Source organism: Sinisalibacter lacisalsi, from assembly GCF_014640115.1.
In the GTDB taxonomy this organism is placed as follows: domain Bacteria; phylum Pseudomonadota; class Alphaproteobacteria; order Rhodobacterales; family Rhodobacteraceae; genus Sinisalibacter; species Sinisalibacter lacisalsi.
In genome coordinates this window covers 1-24662 of record NZ_BMGI01000005.1, presented here as the reverse complement: position 1 = coordinate 24662, position 24662 = coordinate 1, and the positions used below count along the sequence as shown (strand labels likewise).

23 protein-coding genes are annotated in these 24662 nt (G+C 67.3%); 12 read left to right on the top strand and 11 right to left on the bottom strand.

Going from position 1 to position 24662, the window contains the following annotated elements:
- Positions 1-79: 79 nt before the first annotated feature.
- Positions 80-1063: a cobaltochelatase subunit CobS gene (gene cobS, locus IEW01_RS14120; RefSeq protein WP_188528832.1), complete on the bottom strand. Its 984-nt coding sequence runs from the start codon at positions 1061-1063 to the stop codon at positions 80-82.
- A 161-nt stretch (positions 1064-1224) separates the two neighbouring features.
- On the opposite strand from cobS, the gene IEW01_RS14115 reads away from it, so the two are divergent.
- The 5 genes from IEW01_RS14115 to IEW01_RS14095 all read left to right on the top strand — a co-directional run bounded on the left by IEW01_RS14115 (position 1225) and on the right by IEW01_RS14095 (position 4617).
- Positions 1225-1767, top strand: coding sequence for a sigma-70 family RNA polymerase sigma factor (locus tag IEW01_RS14115; protein WP_188528830.1), 543 nt, complete (start codon positions 1225-1227; stop codon positions 1765-1767).
- Positions 1764-2444: an anti-sigma factor gene (locus IEW01_RS14110; protein WP_188528828.1), complete on the top strand. Its 681-nt coding sequence runs from the start codon at positions 1764-1766 to the stop codon at positions 2442-2444. The genes IEW01_RS14115 and IEW01_RS14110 overlap by 4 nt, the downstream gene beginning before the upstream one ends.
- A gap of 111 nt (positions 2445-2555) precedes the next feature.
- On the top strand, positions 2556-3128 hold the full coding sequence (locus tag IEW01_RS14105) for a fasciclin domain-containing protein (protein ID WP_188528826.1): 573 nt from the start codon (positions 2556-2558) through the stop codon (positions 3126-3128).
- A gap of 290 nt (positions 3129-3418) precedes the next feature.
- Positions 3419-3994, top strand: coding sequence for an EF-hand domain-containing protein (locus IEW01_RS14100; protein WP_188528824.1), 576 nt, complete (start codon positions 3419-3421; stop codon positions 3992-3994).
- 74 nt (positions 3995-4068) lie between these two features.
- A complete protein-coding gene (locus IEW01_RS14095) occupies positions 4069-4617 on the top strand; it encodes a hypothetical protein (protein ID WP_229738284.1) in 549 nt (182 codons plus the stop codon).
- Here the strand turns inward: IEW01_RS14095 and IEW01_RS14090 are convergent.
- Entirely contained in the window at positions 4614-5465 is an 852-nt protein-coding gene (locus IEW01_RS14090) for an NmrA family NAD(P)-binding protein (RefSeq protein ID WP_188528822.1), read from the bottom strand. The two genes, IEW01_RS14095 and IEW01_RS14090, sit on opposite strands and share 4 nt — an antisense overlap.
- Before the next feature lie 10 nt (positions 5466-5475).
- Positions 5476-6102 carry a J domain-containing protein gene (locus tag IEW01_RS14085; protein ID WP_188528820.1) on the bottom strand — a complete coding sequence of 209 codons (627 nt, stop codon included), beginning with the start codon at positions 6100-6102 and terminating at the stop codon, positions 5476-5478.
- A gap of 74 nt (positions 6103-6176) precedes the next feature.
- Between IEW01_RS14085 and IEW01_RS14080 the strand changes: the two genes are divergently transcribed.
- Positions 6177-6434 (top strand): BolA family protein, encoded by a 258-nt coding sequence (locus IEW01_RS14080; RefSeq protein ID WP_188528818.1) that lies wholly within the window; start codon positions 6177-6179, stop codon positions 6432-6434.
- A 9-nt stretch (positions 6435-6443) separates the two neighbouring features.
- On the opposite strand, the gene IEW01_RS14075 is transcribed toward IEW01_RS14080, so the two are convergent.
- The 5 genes from IEW01_RS14075 to IEW01_RS14055 form a co-directional block, all read right to left on the bottom strand.
- A complete protein-coding gene (locus IEW01_RS14075) occupies positions 6444-7310 on the bottom strand; it encodes a 2-oxo acid dehydrogenase subunit E2 (protein ID WP_188528816.1) in 867 nt (288 codons plus the stop codon).
- 78 nt (positions 7311-7388) lie between these two features.
- Positions 7389-7817 (bottom strand): DUF4177 domain-containing protein, encoded by a 429-nt coding sequence (locus IEW01_RS14070; protein WP_188528813.1) that lies wholly within the window; start codon positions 7815-7817, stop codon positions 7389-7391.
- A 149-nt stretch (positions 7818-7966) separates the two neighbouring features.
- Positions 7967-8440 (bottom strand): thioesterase family protein, encoded by a 474-nt coding sequence (locus IEW01_RS14065; RefSeq protein WP_188528812.1) that lies wholly within the window; start codon positions 8438-8440, stop codon positions 7967-7969.
- Between the two features lie 116 nt (positions 8441-8556).
- Entirely contained in the window at positions 8557-10071 is a 1515-nt protein-coding gene (gene gatB, locus IEW01_RS14060; RefSeq protein ID WP_188528810.1) for an Asp-tRNA(Asn)/Glu-tRNA(Gln) amidotransferase subunit GatB, read from the bottom strand.
- Positions 10072-10146: 75 nt separating this feature from the next.
- Positions 10147-11244, bottom strand: coding sequence for a hypothetical protein (locus tag IEW01_RS14055; protein WP_188528808.1), 1098 nt, complete (start codon positions 11242-11244; stop codon positions 10147-10149).
- Positions 11245-11417: 173 nt separating this feature from the next.
- On the opposite strand from IEW01_RS14055, the gene IEW01_RS14050 reads away from it, so the two are divergent.
- Positions 11418-12026 (top strand): transglycosylase SLT domain-containing protein, encoded by a 609-nt coding sequence (locus tag IEW01_RS14050; RefSeq protein ID WP_188528806.1) that lies wholly within the window; start codon positions 11418-11420, stop codon positions 12024-12026.
- A 164-nt stretch (positions 12027-12190) separates the two neighbouring features.
- On the opposite strand, the gene pepN is transcribed toward IEW01_RS14050, so the two are convergent.
- Positions 12191-14743 carry an aminopeptidase N gene (gene pepN, locus IEW01_RS14045; RefSeq protein WP_188528803.1) on the bottom strand — a complete coding sequence of 851 codons (2553 nt, stop codon included), beginning with the start codon at positions 14741-14743 and terminating at the stop codon, positions 12191-12193.
- Between the two features lie 158 nt (positions 14744-14901).
- On the opposite strand from pepN, the gene IEW01_RS14040 reads away from it, so the two are divergent.
- Entirely contained in the window at positions 14902-15066 is a 165-nt protein-coding gene (locus tag IEW01_RS14040) for a DUF2256 domain-containing protein (RefSeq protein WP_188528801.1), read from the top strand.
- A gap of 92 nt (positions 15067-15158) precedes the next feature.
- A complete protein-coding gene (locus IEW01_RS14035; RefSeq protein ID WP_188528799.1) occupies positions 15159-17288 on the top strand; it encodes a malate synthase G in 2130 nt (709 codons plus the stop codon).
- 37 nt (positions 17289-17325) lie between these two features.
- Here IEW01_RS14035 and IEW01_RS14030 read toward each other — a convergent pair whose 3' ends face one another.
- Positions 17326-17916, bottom strand: coding sequence for a riboflavin synthase (locus IEW01_RS14030; protein WP_188528797.1), 591 nt, complete (start codon positions 17914-17916; stop codon positions 17326-17328).
- 161 nt (positions 17917-18077) lie between these two features.
- On the opposite strand from IEW01_RS14030, the gene IEW01_RS14025 reads away from it, so the two are divergent.
- The 3 genes from IEW01_RS14025 to IEW01_RS14015 all read left to right on the top strand — a co-directional run bounded on the left by IEW01_RS14025 (position 18078) and on the right by IEW01_RS14015 (position 22661).
- A complete protein-coding gene (locus tag IEW01_RS14025; protein ID WP_188528795.1) occupies positions 18078-19370 on the top strand; it encodes a capsule polysaccharide biogenesis protein in 1293 nt (430 codons plus the stop codon).
- Positions 19371-19471: 101 nt separating this feature from the next.
- Positions 19472-20608, top strand: a complete 1137-nt coding sequence (locus tag IEW01_RS14020) for a polysaccharide biosynthesis/export family protein (RefSeq protein ID WP_188529520.1) — start codon at positions 19472-19474, stop codon at positions 20606-20608.
- Between the two features lie 7 nt (positions 20609-20615).
- The gene (locus IEW01_RS14015; RefSeq protein ID WP_188528793.1) at positions 20616-22661 is read left to right on the top strand and encodes a capsule polysaccharide biogenesis protein; all 2046 of its coding nucleotides are present in this window, start codon (positions 20616-20618) and stop codon (positions 22659-22661) included.
- Positions 22662-23116: 455 nt separating this feature from the next.
- On the opposite strand, the gene IEW01_RS14010 is transcribed toward IEW01_RS14015, so the two are convergent.
- Positions 23117-24145: a sugar-transfer associated ATP-grasp domain-containing protein gene (locus tag IEW01_RS14010; RefSeq protein ID WP_188528791.1), complete on the bottom strand. Its 1029-nt coding sequence runs from the start codon at positions 24143-24145 to the stop codon at positions 23117-23119.
- Between the last annotated feature and the right edge of the window lie 517 nt (positions 24146-24662).

Genomic DNA, 24662 nt, shown 5'->3' with positions numbered 1-24662 from the left:
ATCAGCATCGCGTATCTCCTTCTTGGGTCCAAAAATACCTCGGGGGGTCCGGGGGGCAGCGCCCCCCGGCCGCCGCCGATCACCCCATCGCCACGCTCGCCGCACTCTCCGGCAGTTCCTCGTCGAAGCAGCGCTGGTAGAACTCGGCCACGGTCTGACGCTCCAGCTCGTCGCACTTGTTGAGGAACGACAGGCGGAAGGCGTAGCCGACGTTGCGGAAGATCTCGGTGTTCCACGCCCAGTTGATCACCGTGCGCGGGCTCATCACCGTGGAGAGATCGCCGTTCATGAAGGCGGTGCGGGTGAGGTCGGCCACGGTCACCATCTGGCTCACCTGCTTGCGGCCCTTCTCGGTGTTGAAATGCGGCGCCTTCGCCAGCACGATCGCGGTTTCGGCGTCGTGGCTGAGGTAGTTCAGCGTGGCGACGAGGCTCCAGCGGTCCATCTGCGCCTGGTTGATCTGCTGCACCCCGTGGTAGAGCCCGGTGGTGTCGCCCAGGCCGACGGTGTTGGCGGTGGCGAAGAGGCGGAAATACTTGTGCGGCGTGATGATCTCGTTCTGGTCGAGCAGCGTCAGCTTGCCGTCATGCTCGAGCACCCGCTGGATCACGAACATCACGTCGGCGCGGCCGGCGTCGTATTCGTCGAAGACGATGGCGACGGGATTGCGCAGCGCCCAGGGCAGGATCCCCTCGTGAAACTCGGTCACCTGCTTGCCGTCGCGCAGCTTGATCGCGTCCTTGCCGATCAGGTCGATCCGGCTGATATGGCTGTCGAGGTTGACGCGCACGGCGGGCCAGTTCAGCCGGGCGGCGACCTGTTCGATATGGGTCGACTTGCCGGTGCCGTGGTAGCCCTGGATCATCACCCGGCGGTTGTGGGAGAAGCCCGCGAGGATCGCCAGCGTGGTATCGGGATCGAACTTGTAGGTCGGGTCGAATTCCGGCACGCGGTCTGTCGGCTCCTCGAAGCCCTTCACCATCATGTCCGTGTCGATCCCGAAAACATCCCGAACCGAGATGTCCTCGGTTGGCCGCGCGTTGATATCCATCGTGCCGTCCATTGCCTAGCGTTTCTCCAAGGGTTCTGCCCGTCGCCCGTTGGTGCCCGATATTGGGGGGGTGTGCAAGAGGCCGGGGGCGGGGGGCGCGGGTTGCGGCGGGCGCTTGCGGGTGGCCAAGGCCGCGTCGGATCGCTTAGGCTGGGTCGAACGCGCGAGGGACGATGGCGACCCGGGACGATCTGGAAGTCTGGCTGGCACGCACGGCGCAGGGAGACCGAGCCGCCTTCGGCGCGTTGTACCGCAACACCTCGGCGAAACTGTTCGGCCTCACCTGGCGTATCTTGAAGGACCGGGGCGAGGCGGAAGAGGCGCTGCAGGAGATCTACGTCAAGGTCTGGCACGGGGCGGGGCGCTACCGGGTCAACGGCTACAGCCCGATGACCTGGCTGATCACCGTGGCGCGAAACCACGCGATCGACCGGTTGCGGCGCCGCCGCGCCGGCGAGGTCGTGCTCGACGAGGCGATCCAGGTGGCCGATGCCCGACCCGGTCCGGAGGCGGCAGCGGTGGCGCGGTCGGAACGCGGTCGAATCGAGGCCTGTTTCGAGGAGCTTGACGGGCAGCGTGCGGACGCGGTGCGCCGCGCCTATCTGGATGGCGAGACCTATGCCGAACTGGCCGAGCGGTTCGCGGTGCCGCTCAACACGATGCGAACATGGCTGCGCCGCAGCCTGTTGAAACTGAGGGAGTGTCTCGAACGATGACCGGGACCGACAAGTCGGACGACGACCGCGCGCTCGCTGGCGAATACGTGCTCGGCGTTCTCCCGCCCGAGGAGGCGCGGGCGGTTTCCGCGCGCCTGGCCACCGATCCCGATTTCGCCGCGCTGGTCGCTTCATGGCAGGATGATCTCGCCGGGCTGGCGGACGAGATCGCGCCGGTGGACCCGCCCGCGCGGGTCTTGCGCGCGACCGAGCGGCGGCTGTTCGGGGCGCGGCGGCGGCGCTGGTGGGGCTGGGCCGCCCCGGTCGCGCTGGCCGCGGCGCTCGCCGCCGCGGTGCTGGTCTGGCCCGGCTTCGATCCGCGCGGGCCAGTGCCCCCCGAGGCGCCCGCCTACCGCGCCGAGCTGGTCTCGCAGGATGGCGACCTGCGCCTCGCGGCGGCCTACGACGCCGGGGCGGGAACCCTTTTCGTCGCCCGCGAGGGGGGCGTGGTGCCCGCCGGGCGCGCGCTGGAGCTCTGGATCATCGCCGGCGACGATGCGCCGGTCTCGCTCGGGGTGCTGCCCGAAAGCCCGGCGATGGTGGTGGCGGTCGCGCCGGACTTGCGCACCGCCCTCGACGGCGCTGTGCTGGCCGTCTCGGATGAGCCCGCGGGCGGCTCTCCCACCGGCCAGCCGACCGGGGCGGTGCTGGCGGCCGGTGCGCTCACGGAGGCGTGATGCGCTTGTGAACGCGGGCGTGAAACTCGCCCCCCTCTCCCTGCGTGGCTTCAGGTGATCCCGGGTAACCGGCCCGGGACGACCAAAGACACGTATCAAAGGGAGAACCACATGTTCCGCAAGACATTTGCCACCACCGCCACCGCGATCGTCCTCGGCCTTGCCGGGCCGGGCATCGCGACGAGCCAGACCGACACCGGCAACCCGATGGTGGGCGGCGCCGCGATGTTTCCCGACAAGACCATCGTCGAGAACGCGGTGAACTCGGCCGATCACGAAACCCTCGTGGCCGCGGTCACGGCGGCGGGCCTTGTCGAGACGCTGTCGGGCGAGGGCCCGTTCACCGTTTTCGCCCCGACCGACGCGGCGTTCGACATGCTGCAGGGCGGCACGGTCGAAAGCCTGCTGATGCCGGAAAACAAGGACCAGTTGGTCGAGGTGCTGACCTGCCACGTGGTCGCGGCGAACGCGATGTCGGACGCGATCATGTCGATGGTCGAAGACGATGGCGGTGTGCATGACGTGGCCACGCTGGGCGGCTGCACGCTGCAGGCCAGCTACGACATGGGCAAGCTCATGCTGACCGATGAACGCGGACGCACCGCGAGCGTCACCATCGCCGATGTGCGCCAGTCGAACGGCGTGATCCACGTGATCGACAAGGTGCTGCTCCCGGCCATGTGATCGGCCCGAGCGCAAATGGACCGCGCCGGCTCCTCCTGCGGCGCGGCTTCCTCCCGGCTCGGCCTGTCCCACAGGACCGGGACCGGGTGATGGCGGCGGCGGATTTGGATGTCCCTCCTGGCCCGCCGCCGCCTGACGATCTCCCCTCATCAGCGCGCAGCGTAATCGGGGCGGGCCCAAAGGCCAGCCGACGCCCTCGCTGGCCCGCCTGAGCCCGGCGCTGTCGGTGCGCCCCCTGTTTCACGGCGGCGTGCATTGCCGGGGGCGGGCGGGCGTGCTAGCGCAAACGCATGAAATGGCTTCTTCTCCTGGCCGCCCTGGGCGCCGCGCCGGCCATGGCGCAAGACCTTGAACGCCCGATGCGCGATCCCGCCACGGTGGCCCTGCCGATGGAGACGGTCGCCTTGCTGCGGCTCGGCTCGCGGGCGCCGTTCGAGCGCTTCGGCGCCGTGTTCGACCGGCTCGCGGTCGCCGGAGACATCCCGGTGCTCGGCCCCGGCGTCACGCTGGAAATCCGCGCCGCCGCCGACCGCGCACGGGTTTTCCTCGCCTGGACGCAATACGATCTCGACGGTGACGGCGCGATCAGCCGGGCTGAGTTCGACCGTCACGCCGAGATGAGCTGGGGCGAGAGCCTCGGTGCCCGCGAGCTTGCGCTGCTCGATGCCGAATGGGCCGCCGCCGACGCCGACGAAGACGGCGCGGTCGGCCTTGCCGAGATCCACGCGCTGGCGCTGGCGATGCACCCGGTGCCCGAAATCGGCCCGCTCGGCCCGGAAGGCGAGGCGATGCTGCTGATGGATCTCGACAACGATGGCTTCATCACCTGGGAGGAAGTCGAGGCGGTGCTCGCGGCGCGGCGCTGAACGTCACGCAACCGTGATCCTGCGCCCCGGCCGGGCGGCACTACAACAACTCCAGAGAACAGGGAGAATTAGAAATGACGGTCAACCACTGGATCGGCGCGGGCGCGATCGTGCTGGCGCTCGCGGCTCCGGCGGGCGCGCAGCACGCGCATATGCACGGGGCCGATGGCACCGGCCATGACATGGCTGTCATGCCCGGCCTGCGCGGGCTCGACGCGACTCCCGAGGAAAGCTTCGAGATGGCGGTGATGTTCCGCAACTTTCCCGCGATCTCGCGCGAGGTGACGAACCTGCCCGACGGCATCCGCACCCACACCTTCTCCGCCAACCCCGATCTCGCGGCGGTGATCGTGAGCCACGTGGTGGGCATGATCGGTCGGGTCGACGAGGGGCGCGACCCGCAGGTCTTCATCCAGTCGCCCACGCTCGACATCCTGTTCGAACGCCGCGACCGCATCGCCACCGAGATCGAGGCGACCGAGACCGGGATCATGGTGACGCAGACCTCCGATGACCCCGAGGTGGTGGCCGCGCTCCAGACCCACGCCGCCGAGGTCAGCGACATGGCCGCGCGCGGGATGCAGGCGGTGCACGAGCGGATGATGGTCCGGGCGACGAACTAGGCGCGGGCGTCCGCCCCGGCGAGCGCGCGCAGCGCACCGGCGTTGCGGCCGGCCCAATCCTCGATCGTTTCCAGCGGTCGGCCGAGAACGGCTTCGGCCTCGCCGGACGCCGTCTCGGGCCGGCTGAACCGGGGCAGGAAATGCAGGAGCAGCATCACCCCGATCATCCCCCAGCCCATGCCCCGGGCGCGGGCGTGGCGGAGGTAGCCGGGCAGGCTGGCGGGCTGGTAGCGAAAGCCGGTGCCGGCGGCGCGGTTCACCGCCGCGAGCGCCTCGGTGAATCCAAGGCGCCGGCCGCTCGCCACCGTCACCGAGGCGCGATCGGTCGCGCCGGTGAGCGCGGCGGCAATGACCTGCGCGATGTCGCGCGCCGAGACCCAGTCAAGCGCGAGCCGGCCGGCGGGCAGGTAGACGCGGCCCGCGCGTTTCAGTTCCGGGGCGAGCGTGGTGAGAAGGTTTTCCATGAAATAGGCCGGCCGCACGAAGCAATGGGCAAAGCCCATGTCGCGGATCACCGCCTCGATCTTGGCGTGCGGCAGGTAGCCCCGGCGCTCGGCGCCCTGCACCGAGAGAAACACGATCCGGGTTGCGCGTCGCTGCGCTTCCAGAAAACGGCGAAACGGGGCGGGATCGGCGATCTGCGGCGGGCGCATGAGGAAGATCGCGTCAAACGCCTGCTGCGGCCCGGTGCCCTCGGCGAGGTCGACGTGAACCGGCGTCACCCCTTCGGCGAGGTCGGCATGCGCCGGATCCCGCACCCCGGCAAAAAGCCGGTGCCCCTGGCCGGCGAGCGCGGTGAGCACCGCGCGGCCGACGTTGCCGGTTGCGCCGGTGACCAGGATATCCATCGCGCGGGCCTCACTTGAAGTTGCGGCTGTCCTTGATCTGGTCCCAGGCCCAGACGACCTGCTGCAACTGCTCCTCCTGGCTGCGGTCGCCGCCGTTCATGTCGGGGTGGAGCACCTTGATCAGCGCCTTGTAGGCCTTGCGCACCTCGGCCTTCGTCCAATGGTCCTTGGCGTCGAGAATGTCGATCGCGCGGCGCTCGGTGGGCGGCAGCTTGCGCGTGCCGGTGACCGATTTTCCGGGGTTTCGGGTGGCGTTCTCCCCAAGCACCTCGTGCGGATCATTGACCCCGAGGCGCGACCAGGCGCGTTCCTCGGCGCTGCGCTTGAACGCCTTCGTCTCGCGTTCCCAGACCCGGTCTTTCTGTGCCTGCTCTTCGAGTTCCTCCTCGGTGGCGCCGTGGAAGAAGTTCCATTTCAGGTTGTACTCGCGCACGTGGTCCTTGCAGAACCATTTGTATTCCTCGAGCTCGTCGGGGCTCTTGGGCGCACGGTACTGGCCGAGCTCCTCGCAGCCCGGGTGCTCGCAGACGCGCTGCGAGGTCTCGAAGGCGCCCGACATCCCTCGTTTGCCGCGCGTCTTTTTCTTCTTCGACGCGGAAACCGAGATGTCGAAGGCAAAGGGATCGAACTTGTCCATGAAACCACTCTTTTCGACTCGGACCCGGGAGTTTAGACGATTTGGGGAAGGTTTGAAGAGGCAGGAGACGAAAAATGTCAAAGCAGGAGGAAATCCGCGCGGCGCTGGAGGCGGCTTTCACGCCCCGGGCGCTCGACGTGATCAACGAAAGCCATCAGCACGCGGGCCACGCGGGCCATGATGGCACGGGTGAAAGCCATTACAGGGTGCGCATCGCGGCGGATGTTTTCAAGGGCATGTCGCGCGTGGCGCGCCACCGCGCCGTGCACGAGGCGCTGGGCAAGGATCTCGTCGGCCGGATCCACGCGCTGGCGCTGGAGATCACCGACTAGGCCGGGGCCTCAGGCCGATGCCGGCGCGGGGGCGTCGGCGTCTTTGGCCCAGATCGTGCATTCTTCCTCGGTCAGAAGCTGCTCGGGATCGCTCAGCAGGGCCTTGAGCTCCTTCAGCAGGCGCCCGCCCAGGTAGCCGTCGACGATTCGGTGATCGGTGGTGCAGCACAACCTTAGCACCGGGCGCGGCTCGACCCTGTCACCCACGACCCACGGCATGTCGCGCAGTTCCATCAGCGCGACGATGAAGCCGGCCTCGGCGAAGGGCACGAGCGCGGGGAAGCCGGTTTCGAACCCGAACCGGGCCAGCGAAGTGACGATGGCGCCGCCGAAGGCATCGGGCGGCGGGCCCATCGGCCTCATGTCGAGCCCGAGGCGGTTGGCGAGAAAGCTCATCAGTTTCGCGACCGGCCTGGCCAGCCACAACGGGGTGCGGCGCAGCCGGGCGTGGCCGGCGCCGAAGGTGGCGTCGTTTCCGGCGCGGATGTCGTTCACGCTGGCGCGCAGGCTGCGCTCGATATCGCCGAGCGACAACGCGTCGACGGCGTCGAGCTTGCGGCCGGTCAGGTTGTGCCCCTCGCCGCTGTCGACCATGAAGAACACGTCCGCGCCCGGGCGCAGCTTGATGCCGGAGAAGCGGATCACCGCGTTCGCCTCGGGGTGGCGCCGCATCAGCAGCCCCGCCGCTCGGCCGACGAGGTGGGTGGGCGTCAGGTGCGTGCCGAACACCGCGTCGTAGCGCGCGATGAAGGCGGCGGCGGCGCTGTAATCGACGTCGATCATGCCCAGCACGGTGGGGTCGTTGGGCGCACGCCACGAGGCGGCGGCGAGAACGCGGAAGGCCGAGGGCGATTTCAGGGATGTGAAACGGGGCATGTCGTTCCTCGCCGGGGTGGCCGCCGCGCCGGGGCCTGGACCCCGCGCGGAGGATGGAGCGCCGCGCCGGGGCGGGGCCTACTCGGCGGCAACGTCGCCGCGCCGGTCGGCGGCGAAGAGCGAGATGCGGCCATTCTTCGCCACCGGCGTGCCGCTGCTGGCCGAAAGTTTCGGCGGCTGCCTGGCCGCGAGGCCGTCAGCGGCCTCGGCGGGCGCGTCGGCATCGCTTTCCGGCGTCGCCACCTCCTCGGCCTCGGTCTCGGCCGCGTGCGCCGCCTCGGCGACCCGGCGGAAGATCAGCATGTTCTGGAACACGGTGCTGCGCCCGGTCAGCCCGTGGCGCTCCTCGGCGGGCAGGGTGTCGGTGCGCTGGTATTCCCAGCCCTCCGCCGCCATCTCGTTGATCACCGCGCCGAGCGCGTTCGCAAACCGGTCGGCCGGGGACTTCAGACCCTTGGCTTTCTTGCCCCGGGTCGGCGCCGGCACCACCTTGTATTCGAATGTCATCCCAAGTTCCTCGCTCCGCTGCGGGCCAGTCTATACGATTCGTGCCGGCACTGTCCAAGCCGGGCCGCATCCGCGGGCAGGGCCTGTGGTGTTTTCGCCCGTGACGACAAGCACTTGCGGCGCGGAGCCGCCGAGCCCCAAGATCTATGCTACCGCCGCGCGATCCCGATCGACCGCCCCGCGCCCTCGGGCTTCTCGGGCAGGCCGTGGGTGCGGGCGAAGGCGTCCATCCCGGCGGCGATATCGGCCGGGAAGGGCGCCACGCGCGGCCCCGACATGTCGATATGCAGCGCCAGCGTCTCGCCGGTGGCGGCGATCCAGCCGTCCTCGTGGTGGATCTCCTGCCAGGCGTGGAAGCGCTTGGCGTCATGGTCGAGCATCCACGAATGCACCCGGACCCGGTCGCCCAGGTGCAGCTCACGCAGGTAACGGATGTGGAACTCGGCGGTGTAACAGGTGTGCCCCCGGCTTTTCGCATAGTCCGGGCCGAGCCCGATGATGCCGTAGAACTCGTCGCCGGCGCGGTCGAACAACATCGTGTAGTAGGCCATGTTCATGTGGCCGTTGTAGTCGATCCACTCGGGCACGACCTCCATCACCGAAGAGATATGCGGGGTGCTCATCGACTGGCTCCTGTTGCGCGGGCTTTGGGGGGCGCGAAATCCGTGGCGGATTTCGGCTCGGTTTTCGTGCGAAAACCGTGTCGGTTTCCGCTTCGGAAACCGCGCTCGCCCGTTGTTCAAAGCCCCAGTTTCTTCGCCACGATCTCGTTCACCGCCTTGGGGTTGGCCTTACCGCCGGTGGCCTTCATCACCTGGCCGACGAACCAGCCGGCGAGCTTGGGGTTGGCCTTGGCCTTTTCCACCTGCGCCGGGTTGGCGGCGATTACCTCGTCCACCGCCGCCTCGATCGCGCCGGTGTCGGTGACCTGTTTCATGCCGCGTTCCACCACGATCACGGCCGGATCGCCGCCCTCGGTAAAGACGATCTCGAACAGGTCCTTGGCGATCTTGCCCGAGATCTCGCCGTTCTGGATCAGCGCGATGATGCCGCCGAGCTGGTCGGGGTCGACCGGGCTTTCGGTGATGTCGTGGCCTTCCTTCTTCAGCCGGCCGAACAGCTCGTTGATCACCCAGTTGGCGGCGAGCTTGCCGTCGCGCCCCTCGGCCACGCGCTCGAAGTAATGCGCGGCCTCCACGTCGGCCGTGAGCACGCCCGCGTCGTATTCCGACAGGCCGAAATCCTTCACGAAGCGGGCTTTCTTCTCGTCGGGCAGTTCCGGCAGGCCCGCCTTGATGGCGTCGACCCAGTCCTGTTCGATCTCCAGCGGCAGGAGGTCGGGGCAGGGGAAGTAGCGGTAATCATGCGCCTCTTCCTTCGAGCGCATCGAGCGGGTTTCGCCCTTGTCGGGATCGTAGAGCCGGGTTTCCTGCACCACCGCGCCACCGTCTTCGAGAAGGGCGATCTGGCGCCGGGCCTCGTGGTCGATCGCGGCCTGGATGAAGCGCAGCGAGTTCATGTTCTTGATCTCGCAGCGGGTGCCGAGGTGCGAGAAATCCTGCGTTTCCATGTAGCGCTCGTAAGCGCCGGGGCGGCAGACCGACACGTTCACGTCGGCGCGCAGGCTGCCTTCCTGCATGTTGCCGTCGCAGGTGCCGAGGTAGCGCAGGATCTGGCGCAGTTTCTGAACGTAGGCGGCGGCCTCCTCCGGCCCCCGGATGTCGGGGCGGCTGACGATTTCCATCAGCGCCACGCCGGTGCGGTTGAGATCGACGAAGGACATTGCCGGGTCCATGTCGTGGATGCTCTTGCCGGCGTCCTGTTCGAGGTGGATGCGCTCGATCCGCACCCGGCGGGCCACGCCCGGCCCCATGTCGACGATCACTTCGCCCTCGCCGACGATCGGGTGGTAGAGCTGGCTGATCTGGTAGCCCTGTGGCAGGTCGGGGTAGAAGTAGTTCTTGCGGTCGAAGGCAGACCACAGGTTGATCTCGGCGCGCAGCCCCAGCCCGGTGCGCACCGCCTGCTCGACGCAGTAGTCGTTGATCACCGGCAGCATCCCCGGCATCGCGGCGTCGACGAAGGCGACGTTGGAATTGGGCTCGGCGCCGAACCTGGTCGAGGCGCCCGAGAACAGCTTGGCGTTCGACGAGACCTGCGCATGCACCTCCATGCCGATCACCAGTTCCCAATCCTCCTTCGCCCCGGCGATTCGGGCGGGTTTGGGGCTTTCGAAGGCGAGATGGTCGAGCATGGGCGCGGGTCCTGCGGTTTGGTCTCGGGGCGTTCTAGGGCAGGGTTGTGCGGCGGGCAAGGGGTCTCGCCCATTTCACATGCAGGGGTCGACCATGGCCTTGAACTGTTCCTCGACCATCATCGAGGGGCTGCTGCGCAGGGCGTCGGCGAAGTCTTTTGCTGCGTCTTCGGCGATGTCGGCGAGGTCCTGATAATAGCTCGCGCCGGACCGCTGGAACAGGCGTTCGCGGAATCGCAGCGGGGTGCGGCCAGCGGTGATGGCGCCATCCGGGTTTGCCTCATAGGCGAGGTCAAATCCCGCGAGGCAATTGCCCATTTGGCGCACCAGCTCGTAATTGCCGCTGACCAGCATCCGGCGGGTCAGTGGGGCGAAGCCGAAGGCGCGGTCGCAGCGGGTGAGTCCGTCGGCGAGCGCGGCGAGGTCCCATTTATTTGTGCCAACTAGAAAAACGTTCGCGTAGAGAAGGCCGAACACCTCGTCGGCCGCTTCATACTCCGCGGTGTCGACGCGCGCGCGCAGCGTGTCAGCTCGCTTCCAGGGCTGCGTGGTCGTGAGCAGGTTCTCGGAAAACGCGCCCACATACCCGGGATCGTCGACCCCGAGCTCGCCCGCCTTGCGCAGCAGATCTGCGAGGTGGTCGTATGCGGCGGTGCATCCGGCCTCGGTCTCGTAGAGGGTCAGGTTGAACGGGCTCTGTTCTGCGAGCGGCACGTCGCGGCGCGGGGTGAAGTGCACGTAGGCGTCGGACTTCGGTTCGAAGTCGAAGGCAGTGTCGCACTCGGTGATGAACCGCGCGAAGCCATCGAGTTCGAGCGCGGCATGGGTGCCGAGCATGATTCCGAGGAAATGGCCCATGGTCTGATAGGTCTTGGCCACGGCCTGTTCGGCGGCCTCCAGCGAGCCTTCGGTCTCGGCGATCGCCTGCCCAAGCACATTCTTGCGCTCTGCATAGTCGTCCGCCGTCGGGGCGGCGGCATCGAAGTGCTGCCGGGAAAAGACGTCGGACTGCCCGAGTACCTGCGCCATGAGCGCGTAGCCCGAGGCGCATTCGTCCGGGGTGACGATCGGGCTCATTAGCGAACTGTCTTCGAAGAAGGTCTGGGCGCGGGCGGGCGCGGTGGTGAGGCTGGCGATCAGGGCGAGGCCGGTGGCAAGAATGCGAAGACTCATTTGAATGGCTCCGGGGGCAATCAATGGCCGGAGGATTTCGCGCGTCCGGCAACCTGTCAACCTTGGTGATGGGCAGGTTCTGGCTCAAACCCGGAGATTTTGCCGACGGATGTTGCACCCGGCGGCCAAATCCGGTCCTACGGCGGCAACGTTAACAATCGCGACCCTGTTCGATGACCCTGAAAACCGCCTTTGCCGCCCTCGCCCTCGTCTCGCTCGCCGGCTGCGCGGGCGACGATTTCGGCCTCGACACCACCTTCTCGTCGAAGAGCCCCGCTACCGAAGACCTCGCGATGCGCTGGGATCACCGGCCCGAGGCCGATAGCTGGACCGCGACGACGCTCGCCGCGCTCGACACCCATGGCACCGGCCTCGTCAGCACCATGCCCGCCGACATCGACACCTGGTGCCCGGCCTACAAGAGCGCCGATGCCGAGGGGCGCAAGGGTTTCTGGACCGGCCTCTTGTCGACGCTCGCCAAGCACGAGAGCACCTGGAACCCGGCCGCGGTTGGCGGCGGCGGCAAGTGGTTCGGCCTGGTGCAGATCGCGCCCGCCACGGCGCGCGGCTACGGCTGCGAGGCGCGCTCGGGCGAGGCGCTGAAAGACGGCGAGGCGAACCTGTCCTGCGCCGTGCGGATCATGAACGTGACGGTGCCGCGCGACGGCGTGGTGAGCCAGGGCATGCGCGGCGTCGCCGCCGACTGGGGGCCGTTCCATTCGGCCAGCAAGCGCGGCGACATGATCAACTGGATGCGCGCCCAGCCCTACTGCGCGGGCTGAGGCCGGGCATTCGCGGGCGCGCGCCCGCGGGGCCTGCCGCCGCGCGGCGCCAGCCCGCCCCGCTCGGGCGGCGAGGATGCGGCCAATGCGTTCGCCGATTTCGCGCCGCGCCGCCGGCGTGACGACCCCGAGGTATTTTTCGACCCAGGAAGACGGTGGCGGGATCAGGCCGCGAGGATGCGGCCGACCATTTCGCCGGTGTCGCGGCTGAGGTTCTCGCTGGCCTTGATCCGCTCCAGCGCGGCGCGGATCTGGGCCTGGCGGTCGGCGTCGTAGCGTTTCCACGTCTCGAAGGCCGATGACATCCGCGCGGCGATCTGCGGGTTCAGCGGGTCGAGCCGGATGATCCAGTCGGCGAGCAGGTCGTAGCCCTTGCCCGAGGCATGATGAAAGCCCGCCGCGTTCATCGCCAGGGCGCCGAAGACGGCGCGGAAGCGGTTGGGGTTCTTCATGTTGAACGCCGGGTGGGCGGTGAGCGCCTCTGCCGTGGCCGCGGCCTTTTCGGGCGCAGCGTGGACCACCTGCATCATGAACCACTTGTCCATCACCAGCGCGTCGCCCTGCCATTTCGCCGCGAAGGCGGCAAGCGCATCCTCGCCCTTCTCCGCATCGAGCAGGCAGCCGAGCGCGCCGAGCGAAAGCGTCATGTTGCCCGCGCTCTCGAACATCGCCGCCGCCGCCTTGCCGCCGTCGAGCCGGGTGGTGAGCTTGAGCACCTCCAGCGCCAGCGCGCGTTGGCCGGCCTGTTCGCCGGTGGGGGCGAAAGGCTCGGCCACCACGCATTCGGCGGCGAGGCGGGGGAGCATGTCCTGCAGGTGTTCGGCGACTTCCTGGCGGAGGGTCTCGGCGGCGTCGTGGATGCGGGCGGGGTCGGGGGTGACGTTGGCGTCGAACAGGGTCTGGGCGATGTCGTCCTCGCCGGGCAGGCGCAGGGCAAGGGCCCGGAAGGCGGGGCTCTGGCCCTCGTCGCGCAGCATCGCGGCGAGCGCGCCGAGATAGGCGGCGAGCGGCGGCTCTTCGCCGGTGATCATGGCGATCAGCACGTCCTTGGCGAGCGCGCGGCCGGCCTCCCACTTGTTGAACGGGTCGGTATCATGGGCGAGCAGGAAGGCGCGTTCTTCCGGGCTGGTTTCGCGGTTCAGGATGACCGGGGCAGAGAAGCCGCGCAGGATCGAGGGCACCGGGCGCGCGGCGAGCCCCTCGAAGGTGAAGCTCTGCTCGGCCTCGGTCATTTCCAGCACCGTCGTCGGCACCACCTCGTCGCCGTTCGGGCCGAGAAGGCCGGTGGCGATGGGGATGACCATGGGTTTTTTCTCGTTCTGCCCCGGCGTGGCCGGCATGTGCTGGCGGAAGGTGAGGGTGTAATTCGCGCCGTCCCAGTCCTCGGTCACGTCGAGCCGGGGCGTGCCGGCCTGCTTGTACCACAGCCGGAACTGCGCCAGGTCGCGCCCCGTCGCATCCTCGAACACCTTCAGCCAGTCGTCGATCGTGCAGGCCTCGCCGTCGTGGCGGGCGAAGTAGAGATCGAGTGCGTCGCGGTAGGCTGCGTCGCCGACCAGCGTCTTGAGCATCCGGATCACCTCGGCGCCCTTCTCGTAGATCGTCGCGGTGTAGAAGTTGTTGATCTCCACGAAGCTGTCGGGCTGGACCTGGTGCGCCAATGGTCCGTTGTCTTCGCGGAACTGGCGGCCGCGCAGCGCCATCACGTCTTCGATCCGGCTCACGCCGCCTGGGCGCATGTCGGCGGTGAAGGACTGGTCGCGGAACACCGTGAGGCCCTCCTTGAGCGAGAGCTGGAACCAGTCGCGGCAGGTGATCCGGTTGCCGGTCCAGTTGTGGAAATACTCATGCGCGACGATCGCTTCGATCCGTTCGAAATTGGCGTCCGTCGAGGTGTCGGGGCTGGCGAGCACGGCGGAGGTGTTGAAGATGTTGAGGCCCTTGTTCTCCATCGCGCCCATGTTGAAGTCCGATACCGCGACGATCTGGAAGATGTCGAGATCGTATTCGCGGCCGTAAACCTCCTCGTCCCAGCGCATGGATTTTTTCAACGCCTCCATGGCGAATTCGGTCTTGTGCTCGTCGCCGGGGCGGACCCAGAGCTTCAGCGTCACCTCGCGGCCCGACATCGTGGTGAAGCTGTCTTCCAGCGCCACGAGGTCGCCCGCGACGAGGGCGAAGAGGTAGGCGGGCTTGGGCCAGGGATCGGTCCATTCCGCCCAGCCCGCGCCCGAGGCGGTGGGGTTGCCGTTGGAGAGCAGCACCGGCTCCGGCCCCTCGATGCGCACGGTGAACGGGGCCATCACGTCGGGCCGGTCGGGGTAGAAGGTGATGCGGCGGAAGCCCTCGGCCTCGCACTGGGTGCAATACATGCCGTTCGAGAGATACAGCCCTTCGAGCGCGGTATTGGCCTCGGGGTCGATCTCAACCTCCGCCTCCCAGGTAAAGGGCGCATCGGGCACGTCCGCCTCCAGCCCGCCGTCGACGAGCCGGGGGCTGATCTCCGCCCCGTCGACCGATGCGCGGATCAGCTTCAGGTGCTCGCCGTGGAGGAAGAACGCCCGCCCCCCGGCCTCGGGGTTGGGCCGGAAGCGGATGCGCGAGAGCACGCGGGTGGCCCGGGGCGCGAGCCGGAAGGTGAGCTGCACCTCGTTGACCAGCCAGTTCGGCGGGGCGTAATCGGCAAGGCGGATGGCCTGGGGCTCTGCGTCTTTCATCGGGCGTCCTTTCCGGGGGCGGTTGCGGGCAAGGTAGGCGGGTGAGCGGGCGGCTGCAACGGGCGGCGGCACGGCTTTTCGAAAAGCCATGTGGCGCGGTTTTGAAAACGCGTGGCGCGCCGCTTGCCAACACGGCCTGCGCCCCCATCTGACAGGCCATGCCGAAGATGCGACGCAAATCCGACCTGCCGGAAAAGACCTGCGCCCGATGCGGGCGGCCTTTCACCTGGCGGCGCAAGTGGGCGCGCGATTGGCCGGCGGTCAAATTCTGCTCCGACGCCTGCCGCAGGGCTGCGAAGGCGGGGCCGGGCGGCGGAAAGTGACCGCGCCGGCTTTCGCGTGTTGCCTATAGGAAACTTTTTTCCTATCCGTGGCGGAAGCGAACGGCACACAATTGCATACGAGGGAGACGCGCATGGAACGAAGGGTCGAGCACTTCGGGCTGAGCATCGCGCCGGAACTGGCGCTTTTCGTCGAGGCGCGGGCACTGCCCCGCACCGGCGTGAAGGCGGAAGACTTCTGGAAAGGCTTCTCCGCCATCGTCCACGATCTCGCACCGAAGAACCGCGCGCTGCTGGAAGTTCGCGAGGCGATGCAGCAGCAGATCGACGCCTGGCACATCGCCCGGCGCGGCCAGCCGCATGACGCCGCCGCCTACCACGCCTTCCTCGAAGAGATCGGCTATCTCCTGCCCGAGGGCGAGGATTTCAGCATCGAGACCGACCATATCGACCCCGAGATTGCAACCATCGCCGGACCGCAGCTGGTGGTGCCGATCACCAACGCGCGCTACGCGCTCAATGCCGCCAATGCCCGCTGGGGTTCGCTCTACGATGCGCTCTATGGCACCGACGCGCTGGGCAGCCCGCCACCGGCCGGCGGCTACGACCGGGCACGCGGCCGCGAGGTGATCGCCTGGGGCCGGCGGTTTCTCGACGAGGCGGTGCCGCTCGCGGGCGGCAGCCACATGGACGTGGCCGGCTACCGGGTGGAAAACGGCGCGCTGGTGCCGGAGTTGGCCGATCCGGGCCAGTTCATCGGCTGGCGCGGCACCGAGGATGCACCGGAGGCCGTGGTGCTGCGCAACAACGGGCTGCACATCGTCATCGAGATCGACGCCTCCACCCCGGTGGGGCAGGACGACCGCGCCGGCGTGTCCGACATCAAGCTCGAATCGGCGATTTCGGCGATCATGGATTGCGAAGACAGCGTCGCCTGCGTCGATGCCGCCGACAAGGTGGCGGCCTACGACAACTGGCTCGGGCTGATGCAGGGCACGCTGACCGAAGAGGTGAGCAAGGGCGGCAAGACCTTCACCCGCCGGCTGGCGGACGACATGACTTTCCACGCGCCCGGCGGCGGCGCGGTCACGCTGAAGGGCCGGGCGCTGATGCTGGTGCGCAACGTCGGCCACCTGATGACCACCCCGGCGATCCACGACCGCGAGGGCCGCGAGGTGCCCGAGGGGATCATGGACGCGATGATGACCACGCTGGCCGCGATGCACGACCTTGCCGCGCGGCGCAACTCCGCCACCGGCAGCATCTACGTGGTCAAGCCGAAGATGCACGGGCCGGAGGAAGTGGCCTTCGCCGACGAGTTGTTTTCGCGTGTCGAGGCGGTGCTGGGGCTGGAGCGATACACCGTCAAGCTCGGGATCATGGACGAGGAGCGGCGCACCAGCGCCAACCTCAAGGCCTGCATCCGCGCGGCGAAACACCGCGTCGCCTTCATCAACACCGGTTTTCTCGACCGCACCGGCGACGAGATCCACACCTCGATGGAAGCCGGCCCGATGCTGCGCAAGGGCGACATGAAGGGCGCGGCGTGGATCAAGGCCTACGAGGATCGCAACGTCGATATCGGGATCGCCTGCGGCCTGCGCGGCCGCGCCCAGATCGGCAAGGGGATGTGGGCAGCGCCCGACCGGATGGCCGAGATGCTGCGCGAGAAGATCGCCCACCCGCAAGCGGGCGCGAACTGCGCCTGGGTGCCGTCGCCCACGGCGGCCACGCTGCACGCCACGCACTACCACAAGGTCAGCGTCCAGGCCCGGCAGGACGAGATCGCCGCACAAGGCCCGCGCGCCACGCTCGACGAACTGCTCACCATCCCGCTCGCGGGCGGCACCAACTGGTCGGACGACGAGATCCAGGCCGAGATCGAGAACAACGCGCAAGGCATTCTCGGCTACGTCGTGCGCTGGATCGACGCCGGGATCGGCTGTTCCAAGGTGCCCGACATCCACGACGTCGGGCTGATGGAAGACCGCGCCACCTGCCGGATCAGTGCCCAGGCGCTGGCCAACTGGCTGCACCACGGCGTCGTCGACGAGCAGAAGGTGATGGCCGCCCTGCGCAAGATGGCCGAGGTGGTGGATCGGCAGAACGCCGATGACCTGTTCTACCAGCCGATGGCGCCGGGATTCCAGGGCGTGGCCTTCCAGGCCGCCTGCGATCTGGTGTTCCGGGGCCGGGTGCAGCCCTCGGGCTACACCGAGCCGGTGCTGCACGCCCGCAGGCTGGAACGCAAGGCAGAGGGCTAGAAGGGCAAGCCCCGCCTGCGCGGCGGGGGCAGGGGCCTCAGCCGGTGGCTTCGGCCAGCCGCGCCACGTAGCGCGCCAGCGTGTCGATCTCCAGGTTGACGCGGTCACCGGGGCGCACCGCGCCCCAGTTCGTCACCGCCTTGGTGTGGGAGATCAGGTTCACGCCGAAATCCGGCCCGTCCACCGCATTGACCGTCAGCGATGTGCCGTTCAGCGCCACCGAGCCCTTCGGGGCGATGAAGCGGGCGAGCGCGGCGGGCGCGCGCAGGGTTACCCGCGTGCTGTCGCCCTCCTCCTCGACCGAGAGCACCTCCGCCACCCCGTCTACATGGCCCGAGACGATGTGCCCGCCCAGTTCGTCGCCCACCTTGAGCGCGCGTTCGAGGTTGATCCGGTGGCCCACCGTCCAGTCGCCGAGGTTGGTCTTGGAGAGCGTTTCGGCCGAAATGTCGACGTCATACCAGCCGGGGCCGAGATCGACGACGGTGAGGCAGACGCCATCGGAGGCGATCGACGCGCCGATGTCGATCGTCGAGGTGTCGTAGCCGGTTTCGATCCGGGCGCGCATGTCACCGGACTGGGCGATGGCGCCCACCCGGCCGAGGTCGGTGATGATGCCTGTGAACATGGGCTGGCCTCCTTTTGCCACTTTCCTAGGCGTTCGCGGCGGTCTTGCCAAGCCGGGGCGGCATTGCCACGCGCACTATCGAAAGTTGCCACAATCATGCCCTGTCGATATGGCAAGGAACACATGGCAAGTCTCGCAGAAAACCCGGGAGAGGGAGGCGCATGGCGGGTATCGACGGCACAGATCGGGTCTTCCTGTTCCTGCAGGGGCCGCACGGGCCGTTCTTCTGGCGGCTCGGCCGGATGCTGCGTGCCGCCGGCGCCGAGGTATGGCGCGTGGGCTTCAACCAGGGTGACGCCGTGTTCTGGCCCGGCCAAGCCAACTTCATCGCCTTCACCGACGATCCGGCGCTCTGGCCCGCACGCTTCCAGGCGCTGATCGCCGAGAAGGGCGTCACCGATCTGGTGCTTTACGGCGATACCCGCCTGATCCACGCCGAGGCGGTGAAGATTGCACGTGCGGCGGGGCTTGGCATCCACGTGTTCGAAGAGGGCTACCTGCGGCCCTACTGGGTCACCTACGAGCGCGGCGGCTCGAACGGCCATTCGCGGCTGATGCAGATGGAGGTTGGCGCGATGCAGAAAGTGCTCGCCGATGCCGAGCGCGATATTCCCGAGGCCCCGGCGCATTGGGGCGACATGCGCCACCACGTGTTCTACGGCGCGCTCTACCACTTCTTCGTGATGTTCTGGAACCGGCGTTACCGCGGCTTCCGCCCGCACCGTTCGGTGCCCGTGACCAAGGAATTCAGGCTCTACCTGCGCCGGCTCCTCCTGATGCCGTTCCTCGCGCTGGAGCGCAGCATCGCCACGCTGCGCATCAAGCACGGCGGCTTTCCCTATCACCTCGCGCTCCTGCAACTCGAACACGACTCGAGCTTCCGGATGCATTCGCCGTTTTCCACCATGACCGAGTTTCTCGACGTGGTGATCCGCGGTTTCGCGGAAGGCGCGGCGCGCCATCATCACCTCGTGTTCAAGGCCCACCCGCTGGAAGACGGGCGGGTGCCGCTGCGCACCGAGATCCGCCGCCTCGCACGGGCGCAGGGTGTGGCCGACCGGGTGCATTACGTGCGCGGCGGCAAGCTCGCGGCCCTGCTCGACCATGCCCGCAGCGCCGTGACGGTCAATTCCACCGCCGCCCAGCAGGTGCTCTGGCGCGGCCTGCCGCTTCGCGCCTTCGGCGACGCGGTCTTCGCCAAGCCCGAATTCGTCTCGGTGCAGCCGGTGGCGGAGTTCTTCGCCCATCCCACCCGGCCCGACAACCGCGCCTACCGCGATTATCGCCACTACCTGCTCGAAACCAGCCAGGTGCCCGGCGGCTTCTATTCCGCCCGTGGCCGCCGCCAGCTCCTGCGCCAGGTGGTCGACATGATGCTGATCGCCGACGACCCCTACGACGCCTTTGCCCGTGGCACAGCGGCACCACGGCAACAGTTGTTCGCGGTGAAATAGCGCACGGCTATCGAAAGGGTGGATTTTTTGTCGATGTGTCGGTAGGTTGCGAAGAAAAATTAACGGCAGAACTCCACAAAGGAGCCCGAGCAGTGATAATTATGGGCAACGCATGGGCGCGCAGAGCCGCCCTATTGGTATGCGTGGTGGGCCTTGCCGCCTGCGACGCGCTTCCCCGGTCCGGCCCCAACAAGTCCGAGATCTACGCAGGCTCCGTCCAGAAAGAGGGCGACGCTTTCGTGGTGGCGGTGAGCGATAACGTCACCCGCGCCACGGCGGTGGTGCCCGCCCTTGGCTTCACCTCCGACTTCACCAGCGCCGGTGTTGTCGGGTCCGACACGATCCGCCCGGGCGACGTGCTCGGCGTGTCGATCTGGGAGAACGTCGAGGAAGGCATCCTGACGACGGCCGGCGCGCCGGCCTCGCTCGAGGAAGTGCAGGTCGACGGCTCGGGCTTCATTTTCATCCCCTATGCCGGGCGCATCAAGGCCGCGGGCAACACGCCCGAGGCGATCCGCCGGATCATCACCGAAAAGCTCGCCGATCAGACCCCCGATCCGCAGGTGGCCGTGCGCCGCCTCGCGGGCGACGGGGCGACGGTTTCGCTCACCGGCGCGGTGGGCGGGCAGGGGGTCTACCCGATCGAACGGCCAACCCGCACGCTGGGCGCGATGCTGGCGCGCGCGGGCGGCGTGGCGGTGCCCGCCGAGGTGGCCGTGGTCAAGATCATTCGCGGCGAGAAGAGGGGCCAGGTCTGGTACCAGGACCTGTTCGAGTATCCCGAACTTGATATCGCCCTGCGCAACGGCGACCGCATTCTCGTCGAGGAAGACACCCGCGCCTTCACCGCGCTCGGCGCTACCGGCACCCAGACCCGGGTGAAATTCCAGACCCAGACGCTCTCGGCGATCGAAGCCATCGCCCAGGTCGGCGGGCTCAACCCGGCGCTGGCCGATCCCACCGGCGTGTTCGTGTTCCGCAACGAGCCGGCCGATATCGCCAATGCCGTGCTCGGCCGCACCGACCTGATCGGCGCGCAGCGGTTGATCTACGTGCTCGACCTCACCGAGCCCAACGGCATGTTCATGGCGCGCGATTTCGTGATCCGCGACGGCGATACCGTCTATGTCACCGAGGCGCCCTACGTGCAGTGGACGAAGGTGCTCTCGGCGCTCACCTCCACCGTGGGTGCGGCGGATTCGCTGGCCACCACCGCCGCCACCGCGGGGCTGTTCTAGCCCCGGCATGGCGCGTATGACCGACACCGAAGCCGCCGGGGCGCGTCGCTCCCGGCGGCTTTTCGTCTACAACGGCGGCTTTCTCACCCAGCCCCGGCTGCGCCGTATCCTCGCGCTGGCGGGGTGGGAGGTGCGGCTCGGCTGGCCCGGACCGAACGACAACGTCGGCGTCTGGGGCCATGCGCCCACCGCGTGGCGTGGCGAGCGGGTCGCGGCGAAAACCGGCGCCCGGCTGATCCGCGTCGAGGATGCCTTCCTGCGCTCGCTCCGGCCCGGGCGCGCGGGCGAGCCGCCCATGGGCCTCGTGATCGACACGCGCGGCGCGCATTTCGACAGTTCCGCGCCCTCCGACCTCGAACACCTGCTCGCCACCCACCCGTTCGACGACGGTGCGCTGCTGGCGCGCGCGCGCCACGCGGCCGAGCTGATGGTGCGGGCGCGGGTGTCGAAATACAGCGCCTTCGATCCGGACGCGGCTCTGCCGCCGCCGCCTTACGTGCTGGTGATCGACCAGACCCGGGGCGACGCCTCGATCGCCAGGGCCGGGGCGGGGCCGGGCACATTCCGCGAGATGCTCGCCGCCGCCCGGATCGACGAGCCGGGCATGAGAATCGTGATCAAGACCCACCCCGAAACCGCCGCCGGCCACCGTGCCGGCCATTTCGGCCCCGGGGACGCGGGCGAGGGGGTGACGCTCGTCACCAGCCCGGTCGATCCCTGGGCGCTGATGGAAGGGGCGGTTGCGGTCTATACCGTGAGTTCCGGCATGGGCTTCGAGGCGATCCTCGCCGGTCATCGCCCCAGGGTGTTCGGCCAGCCGTGGTATGCCGGCTGGGGGCTGACCCGCGACGAGGCCCCGGTGGACCGGCGCACCCGCAAGCTTACCCGCACCCAGATTTTCGCCGGGGCCATGCTGCTCTACCCGACCTGGTATGATCCCCACCACGATGCACTCTGCGGCGTCGAACAGGTGATCACCGCGCTGGAGGCCAGCGCGCGCGCCCAGCGTGAAGTCCGAGCGGGGTACGTCGCCGCCGGCATGCGGCTGTGGAAGCGCGGCGCGCTGGCGGGGTTTTTCGGCCGCGAGACGCGGCTGATCTTCCGCGACGGGCCCGCCGCCGTGGCAAAGGCGCGGGCGACCGGGCGCAGCCTCATGGTCTGGGCCGGCAAGGAAGATACCCTGGGCGATACCGAGGGCCTGCGCGTGCTGCGCGTGGAAGACGGGTTCCTGCGTTCGCGCGGTCTGGGGGCGGAGCTGGTGCCGCCGCTCTCGCTCGTCACCGACGATCTCGGCATCTACTACGATCCGACCCGCGAAAGCCGCCTTGAACGCCTGATCGCGGCCTCGGTCACGCTGCCCGAGGCCGCGCGGCTGCGTGCCGAACGCCTGGTGGCGGGGCTCGCCCGGGCGCGGCTGACGAAATACAACCTCGACCGCCCCGCGCCCGCGCTCCCCGACGGCCACCGCATCCTCGTGCCCGGTCAGGTGGAAGACGACGCCTCGATCCGCCTCGGCGCGGGCGAGGTGGCGACCAACCTCGCGCTGCTGAAGGCGGCCCGGGCGGCGCACCCAGAAGCGGTGATCGTCTACAAGCCCCACCCCGATGTGGAGGCCGGGCTGCGCAAGGGACCGGTGCCGCCCGAGGAGGCCCGGGCGCTGGCCGACGTGGTGGCCGAGGAGGCCGACCCGGTGGCGCTGATCGAGGCCTGCGACGAGGTCTGGACGATGACTTCGCTGATGGGCTTCGAGGCGCTCCTGCGCGGCAAGCCCGTCACCTGCCTCGGCGCGCCGTTCTATGCCGGGTGGGGCCTCACCCGCGATCTCGGTCCGGTGCCCGCCCGCCGCGCCGCCCGGCCCGACATCATCGCGCTGGCCCATGCCGTGCTGATCGACTACCCGCGCTACCGCGATCCGGTCACCGGCGCGCCGTGCCCGGCGGAAGTGGTGGCCGACAGGCTTGCGGCCGGCGTCGCCGCCCCCACCGGCCCCGCGCACAGGCTGCTTTCCAAGGCGCAAGGCGCGTTCGCGGGCCAGGCCTGGCTCTGGCGCTGAGCGCGATCCAGAAAACGGGAGTTGGTTTTCCGGTTGGTTTCGCGGGGAAAGCCGAAAGCCGCGTTTCGCGGACCGCGATCAAGTGGTCGCCACCTGACAGAAGATGCCCGATGAAAGCAGGGTTTCGGACACAGGTCCCGCATCCTTGAAGGAAACGGGCAGATGACGGCTGTGAGGCCCAGACCTACCACGTTTGCGAACATCGTATTTTACTTGTAGCAAGTCGACGAGACCGTGGGCGACCTACAGGATATCTTCACCGGGTCACGCCATGCTGCGGTGCAGCTTTCGCATTTTTGCCACTCGTGCATCTTGCAGAATTTTGTTGGTGATGTCGTCGGTTAGCGGGACAAAGAAACTATGCGGCAATTCACCATTTCTTTTTTGCGGACGGACGATAATGTTCTCAAATATTCTCAACGTCGGAAAATCACCAGCGCTTCAAAAAATCTAGCTCACCCTTTGTCAAATAGCCGGAATCTGGACTTTCCGGCTCTGGACTTGGTTCCGAACTGGACGCCGCATTCTTCAAAAAAGCTGCGCACCTGCGGAGTGAGAAGTCCGCGGCCAGCGGCATTTTGTGGCAAACCAAAGCCGCCACCATAGTTAATCTCGACGATCACTGGGCCGCCCTTTGTGATTGCGATGTCAGTCGATTGATAGCGGATCGGCGCAAAGAGTCGTGCCGCGCGTTCATTCATATCGCGTAGTGCATCCCAATGGGGCAGTCTCTTCCCCATCCAGCCCGCAAGCGTAGGGTGGTCTTCAAGAAAAACTATTTCAGGACCGTTGCGGGTCACTACGGTTTTGATCTCGCCAGTTTCGGCGTCTACCTCGCAAGCAATGTTTCCCTTGCGCCAGAGCGTATCCGCGATTTGGTCTCCCTGCGGCATGGAGATGACTGCGAGCGGGCAATCGACACGGTCGGTTTGCACCAGATTGACCATGCGAATGGTGGCTAACGCCGAACAAAACGGCGCGATGTCTTCGTGGTTTTCAAGTCTCCCTTGAAGCAGGTAGGCGTTGCCACCCAAGAAAGAGGTCATGAAATCGGCATAGGTCATCGGTGCCTGCCCAACGCATGAGATATGTGTTTGATCGGCATCTTTGACGCTGAAGGCGCCAAGGCTGACCATGCCGTCAACAATTTTGCCAAAGAGCTTCATGTTGCCAAGGCTGAGGATCAAATCGCGCAAATCTTCGGGCGCCGAGATTTTTTGCACTCCAGGATAGAGACGCGCAGAGGTGTCGATCACAGCTACGGTTTCGGGTGCGGATGCGCCACCAGCATTCAGGATTGTTCCTGCAAGAATTTTGTCCTCTGCGGCGCTTCTCCAGCCGTGGTTGTTGCAGGCATTGGCGATAGGCCAGTGAAGCGAGTTCGAGATGAATTGCGCGCGCTGCTCTTCGGTGTAGCGCTCTTCGTAAAAAAGACCCCACCTAATGTATTCAGATATATTAATTTTGGCTTCGCTACGCGACATCCGGGAAAATTCCATCCCCAGCTTGAACGCCGAGCGGCCTGTTTTTTTGCAGCATAGGCCAACATGTCGCTTAGCTTACCATCGTCTACCTGCGCGAAAGCTGCCTGGTCTCTTTCTTTCGCTGTCATGGGGGCTTGGATAGTCATGCGAGCCTCTTATTGCTGTTAAAATCACAAAATATGTTGCCGATATGAAGCAGTTAACTGCAAAGAATGACCAATTTTGGGCGAGACAAATTTTGTCCCGCCAGAGCATACACTGCATTGCAACTATGGATTCGTAAACGATTCAACCGATTTGGCCATCCGACATCAATGCTTACTCCAGCTAACTCCGACTTCCGCCCAGAGTGCCAAAGGTCACGTCCGTCAAGATGGTGTAAATTCCTGGATGGCCTGAGGTCATGATCAGGCGGCTTTTGTTGTTATGCTGAGAATGGGGTCGATCTCCTCCTTATCGATCTGGGCGAAGGCTTCGACCATCATGTAGCGGCTTGAGGTCTGCCATTCGTCGTTCT

Excerpts from the sequence above, each read along its gene's own strand:
- cobS (WP_188528832.1), bottom strand. The coding sequence starts at position 1,063 with ATGGACGGCACGATGGATATCAACGCGCGGCCAACCGAGGACATCTCG.
- IEW01_RS14115 (WP_188528830.1), top strand. The coding sequence starts at position 1,225 with ATGGCGACCCGGGACGATCTGGAAGTCTGGCTGGCACGCACGGCGCAG.
- IEW01_RS14110 (WP_188528828.1), top strand. The coding sequence starts at position 1,764 with ATGACCGGGACCGACAAGTCGGACGACGACCGCGCGCTCGCTGGCGAA.
- IEW01_RS14105 (WP_188528826.1), top strand. The coding sequence starts at position 2,556 with ATGTTCCGCAAGACATTTGCCACCACCGCCACCGCGATCGTCCTCGGC.
- IEW01_RS14100 (WP_188528824.1), top strand. The coding sequence starts at position 3,419 with ATGAAATGGCTTCTTCTCCTGGCCGCCCTGGGCGCCGCGCCGGCCATG.
- IEW01_RS14095 (WP_229738284.1), top strand. The coding sequence starts at position 4,069 with ATGACGGTCAACCACTGGATCGGCGCGGGCGCGATCGTGCTGGCGCTC.
- IEW01_RS14090 (WP_188528822.1), bottom strand. The coding sequence starts at position 5,465 with ATGGATATCCTGGTCACCGGCGCAACCGGCAACGTCGGCCGCGCGGTG.
- IEW01_RS14085 (WP_188528820.1), bottom strand. The coding sequence starts at position 6,102 with ATGGACAAGTTCGATCCCTTTGCCTTCGACATCTCGGTTTCCGCGTCG.
- IEW01_RS14080 (WP_188528818.1), top strand. The coding sequence starts at position 6,177 with ATGTCAAAGCAGGAGGAAATCCGCGCGGCGCTGGAGGCGGCTTTCACG.
- IEW01_RS14075 (WP_188528816.1), bottom strand. The coding sequence starts at position 7,310 with ATGCCCCGTTTCACATCCCTGAAATCGCCCTCGGCCTTCCGCGTTCTC.
- IEW01_RS14070 (WP_188528813.1), bottom strand. The coding sequence starts at position 7,817 with ATGACATTCGAATACAAGGTGGTGCCGGCGCCGACCCGGGGCAAGAAA.
- IEW01_RS14065 (WP_188528812.1), bottom strand. The coding sequence starts at position 8,440 with ATGAGCACCCCGCATATCTCTTCGGTGATGGAGGTCGTGCCCGAGTGG.
- gatB (WP_188528810.1), bottom strand. The coding sequence starts at position 10,071 with ATGCTCGACCATCTCGCCTTCGAAAGCCCCAAACCCGCCCGAATCGCC.
- IEW01_RS14055 (WP_188528808.1), bottom strand. The coding sequence starts at position 11,244 with ATGAGTCTTCGCATTCTTGCCACCGGCCTCGCCCTGATCGCCAGCCTC.
- IEW01_RS14050 (WP_188528806.1), top strand. The coding sequence starts at position 11,418 with ATGACCCTGAAAACCGCCTTTGCCGCCCTCGCCCTCGTCTCGCTCGCC.
- pepN (WP_188528803.1), bottom strand. The coding sequence starts at position 14,743 with ATGAAAGACGCAGAGCCCCAGGCCATCCGCCTTGCCGATTACGCCCCG.
- IEW01_RS14040 (WP_188528801.1), top strand. The coding sequence starts at position 14,902 with ATGCCGAAGATGCGACGCAAATCCGACCTGCCGGAAAAGACCTGCGCC.
- IEW01_RS14035 (WP_188528799.1), top strand. The coding sequence starts at position 15,159 with ATGGAACGAAGGGTCGAGCACTTCGGGCTGAGCATCGCGCCGGAACTG.
- IEW01_RS14030 (WP_188528797.1), bottom strand. The coding sequence starts at position 17,916 with ATGTTCACAGGCATCATCACCGACCTCGGCCGGGTGGGCGCCATCGCC.
- IEW01_RS14025 (WP_188528795.1), top strand. The coding sequence starts at position 18,078 with ATGGCGGGTATCGACGGCACAGATCGGGTCTTCCTGTTCCTGCAGGGG.
- IEW01_RS14020 (WP_188529520.1), top strand. The coding sequence starts at position 19,472 with ATGGGCAACGCATGGGCGCGCAGAGCCGCCCTATTGGTATGCGTGGTG.
- IEW01_RS14015 (WP_188528793.1), top strand. The coding sequence starts at position 20,616 with ATGGCGCGTATGACCGACACCGAAGCCGCCGGGGCGCGTCGCTCCCGG.
- IEW01_RS14010 (WP_188528791.1), bottom strand. The coding sequence starts at position 24,145 with ATGTCGCGTAGCGAAGCCAAAATTAATATATCTGAATACATTAGGTGG.